A 4,211-nucleotide genomic window follows, 5' to 3' on the forward strand; every position below is an offset into this window, starting at 1 on the left:
TACGGCGCCAACGAGCGCAGCCAGAAGCTCAAGTACCACGTCCAGACCAGCGGCCGTTCATTGCACGCGCAGGAGATCGCCTTCAACGACATCCGCACCACGCTGCAGGCGCTGATCGCGATCTACGACAACTGCAACTCGCTGCACACCAACGCCTACGACGAGGCGATCACCACGCCCACCGAGGAATCGGTGCGACGCGCGATGGCGATCCAGCTGATCATCAACCGCGAGTGGGGCCTGGCGAAGAACGAGAACCCGAACCAGGGCGCCTTCGTGATCGACGAGCTGACCGAGCTGGTGGAAGAGGCGGTGCTGACCGAGTTCGAGCGCCTGTCCGAGCGCGGGGGCGTGCTCGGTGCGATGGAGACCGGCTACCAGCGCGGCCGCATCCAGGACGAGTCGATGCACTACGAGATGCTCAAGCACACGGGCGAGTACCCGATCATCGGCGTCAACACCTTCCGCAACCCGCACGGCGACGCCGTGCCCGAGGTGCTGGAACTCGCCCGCTCGACCGACGAGGAGAAGCAGTCGCAACTGGCGCGGCTGGCCGACTTCCACGCGCGTCACGCGGCCGAGGCGCCGGCCGTGCTGACGCGCCTGCAGCGGGCCGTGATCGAGAACCGCAACGTGTTCGAAGTGCTGATGGATGCGGTGCGCTGCTGCAGCCTCGGGCAGATCACGACGGCGCTGTTCGAGGTCGGCGGGCAATACCGGCGCAGCATGTGAGGCGCCGGGGCCGGCGCCGATAATCGACGCATGGCCTCCGCGCAGATCGCGTCCCGCGCCAGCGAGGCGGTATCGCTCGCCCGCCAGGCGTGGCGCCTGCTGCACCTGGATGCGGCGCGCGCGATCACGCTGGCCGACCGGGCGCTGGCCGTGGCCCAGGCCCATGGCGATGCCGCCGGCGAGGGCTGGGCCCGGCTCGCGCGCGGCTTTCACCTGCTCTATTTCGCCCGGCCGCGCGACGCGGCCCCCGAGTTGCGCGCCGCGCAGAAGGCCTTCGACGCGGTCGGCGACCGGGCCGGCCACGTCCTCGCGCGCACGGGTCTGGCGCGCGGCCTGTGGCGCGAGGGCCGCTTCGACGAGTCGCTGGACGCCGTGCTGGCGCTGCGCGACGAGGGCATGCAGGTGCTGCGGCACGACCAGCGCGGCGTGCTGCTGAACACGATCGCCGGCTGCTATTCGGCCCGCAACCAGTCCGAGCAGGCCTTCGCCTACATGTACCAGGCGCTGCGCGACGCGCGGCCGGCCCGCGGCCACGGCTTCGACATCGTGCTGCACTGCAATCTGGCGCACGAGCTGCTGCAGCTCGGCGACTACGACGAGGCGCTGCGCCACATCGACGCCGGGCTGGCGCGCAGCGACGAGCGCGGCAACGCGCGCCTCGTCAGCGTGCTGCTGATCAACCGCGTGATCTGCCTCACCGAACTCGAACGCGCCGCCGAGGCGCTGCCCGACGTCGCGCGCGTGCAGGCCATCCCGACCGGCCCCGGAGGCCGCGGCCGGCTGGCGGCGCATTTCGAGACCCTGGCGATCGCCGCGCTGCGGGCTGGCGATGGAGCCGTCGGCCGCGCGCTCGTCGAACGGGCACGCGAGGCCGAGCGCGAGGACATCCCCGAAGAACGCATCGAACTCGCCATCGCCGCGGCGCTGCTGGCGCGCGCCGAAGGCGACCTCGACCGGGCCGTGGCCGGGCTGGAGGCCGAACGCCCCGCCCTCGAGCGCGGCGACAAGGGTCTGAGCCTGCGGGTGCGCTGCAGCGCGCTGCACGTGCTGTCGCAGGCGCTCGAGGCGCGTGGCGATGCGGCCGACGCGCTGGCGACGCTGCGCCTGTGGCAGGGCCTGGCCGCCGAACGCGCCCGGCTGGCTTCGCAGGCGCATGCCCAGGCCGCCGCGCTGCAGACCGAACTGCTGCTGCTGCAGCGCAAGCTCGACGAGAAGGACGCCCAGCGCCGCGCCACCGAGCGCGCGCACGCCGAGCTCGCCGCCATCAACGGGCAGCTGTCGCAGAAGATCGCCGAAGTGCAGGCCCTGCAGGCCGCGCTGCAGCAGCAGGCGACACGCGACGCCCTGACCGGCCTCTTCAACCGCCGCCACCTCAACGAGGCACTGCCCGCGCTCTGGGCGGCGGCACGGCGCGACGGCCGCCCGCTGGCCGTCGCGATCATCGACCTCGACCACTTCAAGCAGGTCAACGACCGCCACGGCCACGATGTCGGCGACCGGCTCCTGGCCGCCTTCGGGCAGCTGCTCGCCACGCGGCTGCGGCGCGGCGACATCGCCTGCCGCTACGGCGGCGAGGAGTTCTGCGTGCTGATGCCCGGCACCGAGGCCGGCGCGGCCCGGCGCAAGCTCGAGTCGCTGCTCAGGCGCTGGCGCGCCGAGGCGCTGCTGATGGGCGGCGCCGAGGCCGCCGGCACCACCTTCTCGGCCGGCGTGGCCGACTCCCAGGGCGACGGCGACTCGGGCCAGTCGCTGCTCAAGCGGGCCGACGAGGCCCTGCTCGACGCCAAGCGCGAAGGTCGCTGCCGCGTGCGCCTGGCCCGGGCCGCGGCCGGGGCGGCGGCCTGAGCGGCGGCGGCCCGGCTCACTCGGCGCCCGAAGCCGCCACCCCCACGAAGTGCTCGACCTGCGGCGGCGTCGCGAAGAACGGCCCGACGATGGCCCGCCACTCGGCAAACGCCGGGCTCTGGCGGAAGTCGATCGTGTGGTTCTCCAGCGTGTCCCAGAAGATCATCAGCACGTAGCGCTCGGGCGACTCGATGCCACGCTCGACGCGGTAGCCGCGAAAGCCCTTCGCGCCCGCGATGACCGTGCGCACGCCGCGCTCGATCGCCTCGTCGAACGCCGCCTGGCGGCCGGGCGCGATGCGGATGTCGGCGATCTCGAGAATCATGGGAACTCCTGCGTCGATGCGGTTCGCGGGGCGACGCGCGAGAGCTTGTGCGTCGCACCAAACGGCCTGGCAGCGCGGCGGCGCGCCGATCCGCCTAGGCAAGACTTGGACAGACCCGGGCAACCCCTAGTCCGTGTCTCATTCTGAGCCAGGCTGCAAGAGGTCCCAGAGGGTGGTCAGGGTCTGTCCTAGGTATCAGCCCGGGAACCGCAGGAATAAAAAAGCGTCGGGGAGCGCTACGGAGCAAACCCAAAGCTGTACCCATCCATTCCTACCACGGAGACGACGATGAAAGTTTCTAAGCATTCGGGTTGGCGCCTGATGCGCCCCCTCGGATTGGCCCTGCTCGCCGTACCCGCCGCCGTGATGGCGAACGCGGACGTCGAGAAGAACATCGCCAATCCCAAGAACTGGGCGATGCAGGCTGGCGACATGTTCAACCAGCGCTACAGCAAGCTCGACCAGATCAACAAGGGCAACGTCGGCAAGATGCAGGTCGCGTGGACCTTCTCCACCGGCGTGCTGCGCGGCCACGAGGGCTCGCCCCTGGTGATCGACGGCAAGATGTACCTGCACTCGCCGTTCCCCAACAAGGTCTTCGCGATCGATCTCGACACGCAGAAGATCATGTGGAAGTACGAGCCGAAGCAGGACCCGGCCGTCATCCCGCAGATGTGCTGCGACACGGTGAACCGCGGTCTGGCGTATGCCGAAGGCAAGGTCTTCCTGCAGCAGGCCGACTCGAACCTGATCGCGCTGGATGCCAAGACCGGCAAGCTGGTGTGGTCGGTCAAGAACGGTGACCCGAAGCTGGGCGCCGTGAACACCAATGCGCCGCACGTCTTCAAGGACAAGGTCATCACCGGCATCTCCGGCGGTGAGTGGGGCGTGCGCGGCTACGTCGCGGCCTACGACATCAAGACCGGCAAGCAGGTCTGGAAGGGCTACAGCGTCGGTCCCGACGCCGAAATGCTGATCGACCCGGCCAAGACCACCACCTGGACCGACGGCGCCGTCAAGCCCGTGGGTGCCGATTCCTCGCTGAAGACCTGGAAGGGCGATCAGTGGAAGATCGGTGGCGGCACGACCTGGGGCTGGTACAGCTACGACAAGGCGCTGAACCTGATGTACTACGGCACGGGCAACCCGTCGACGTGGAACCCCGCGCAGCGCCCTGGCGACAACAAGTGGTCGATGACCATCTTCGCGCGTGACGTCGACACCGGTGCGGCGAAGTGGGTCTACCAGATGACCCCGTTCGACGAGTGGGACTTCGACGGCATCAACGAGATGATCCTCGCGGACATCA

General features: G+C 69.9%; 4 protein-coding genes. 3 read left to right on the plus strand and 1 reads right to left on the minus strand.

All coding sequences use genetic code 11. The features are described from left to right. Together QZV97_RS20440 and QZV97_RS20445 are read left to right on the plus strand one after the other, a co-directional pair. On the plus strand, positions 1-732 hold a 732-nt coding region (locus QZV97_RS20440), incomplete at its 5' end, for a methylmalonyl-CoA mutase family protein (protein ID WP_295647198.1). Positions 733-762: 30 nt separating this feature from the next. After that, positions 763-2,577: a diguanylate cyclase gene (locus QZV97_RS20445; RefSeq protein ID WP_295647200.1), complete on the plus strand. Its 1,815-nt coding sequence runs from the start codon at positions 763-765 to the stop codon at positions 2,575-2,577. 16 nt (positions 2,578-2,593) lie between these two features. Here QZV97_RS20445 and QZV97_RS20450 read toward each other — a convergent pair whose 3' ends face one another. Beyond that, a complete protein-coding gene (locus QZV97_RS20450) occupies positions 2,594-2,902 on the minus strand; it encodes an antibiotic biosynthesis monooxygenase family protein (protein WP_295647202.1) in 309 nt (102 codons plus the stop codon). A 321-nt stretch (positions 2,903-3,223) separates the two neighbouring features. Between QZV97_RS20450 and QZV97_RS20455 the strand changes: the two genes are divergently transcribed. After that, the coding region (locus QZV97_RS20455; RefSeq protein ID WP_295647204.1) for a PQQ-binding-like beta-propeller repeat protein at positions 3,224-4,211 on the plus strand (988 nt) is incomplete at its 3' end.

The sequence above is a fragment of the uncultured Methylibium sp. genome (genome assembly GCF_902826655.1).
Lineage (GTDB): Bacteria > Pseudomonadota > Gammaproteobacteria > Burkholderiales > Burkholderiaceae_C > Methylibium.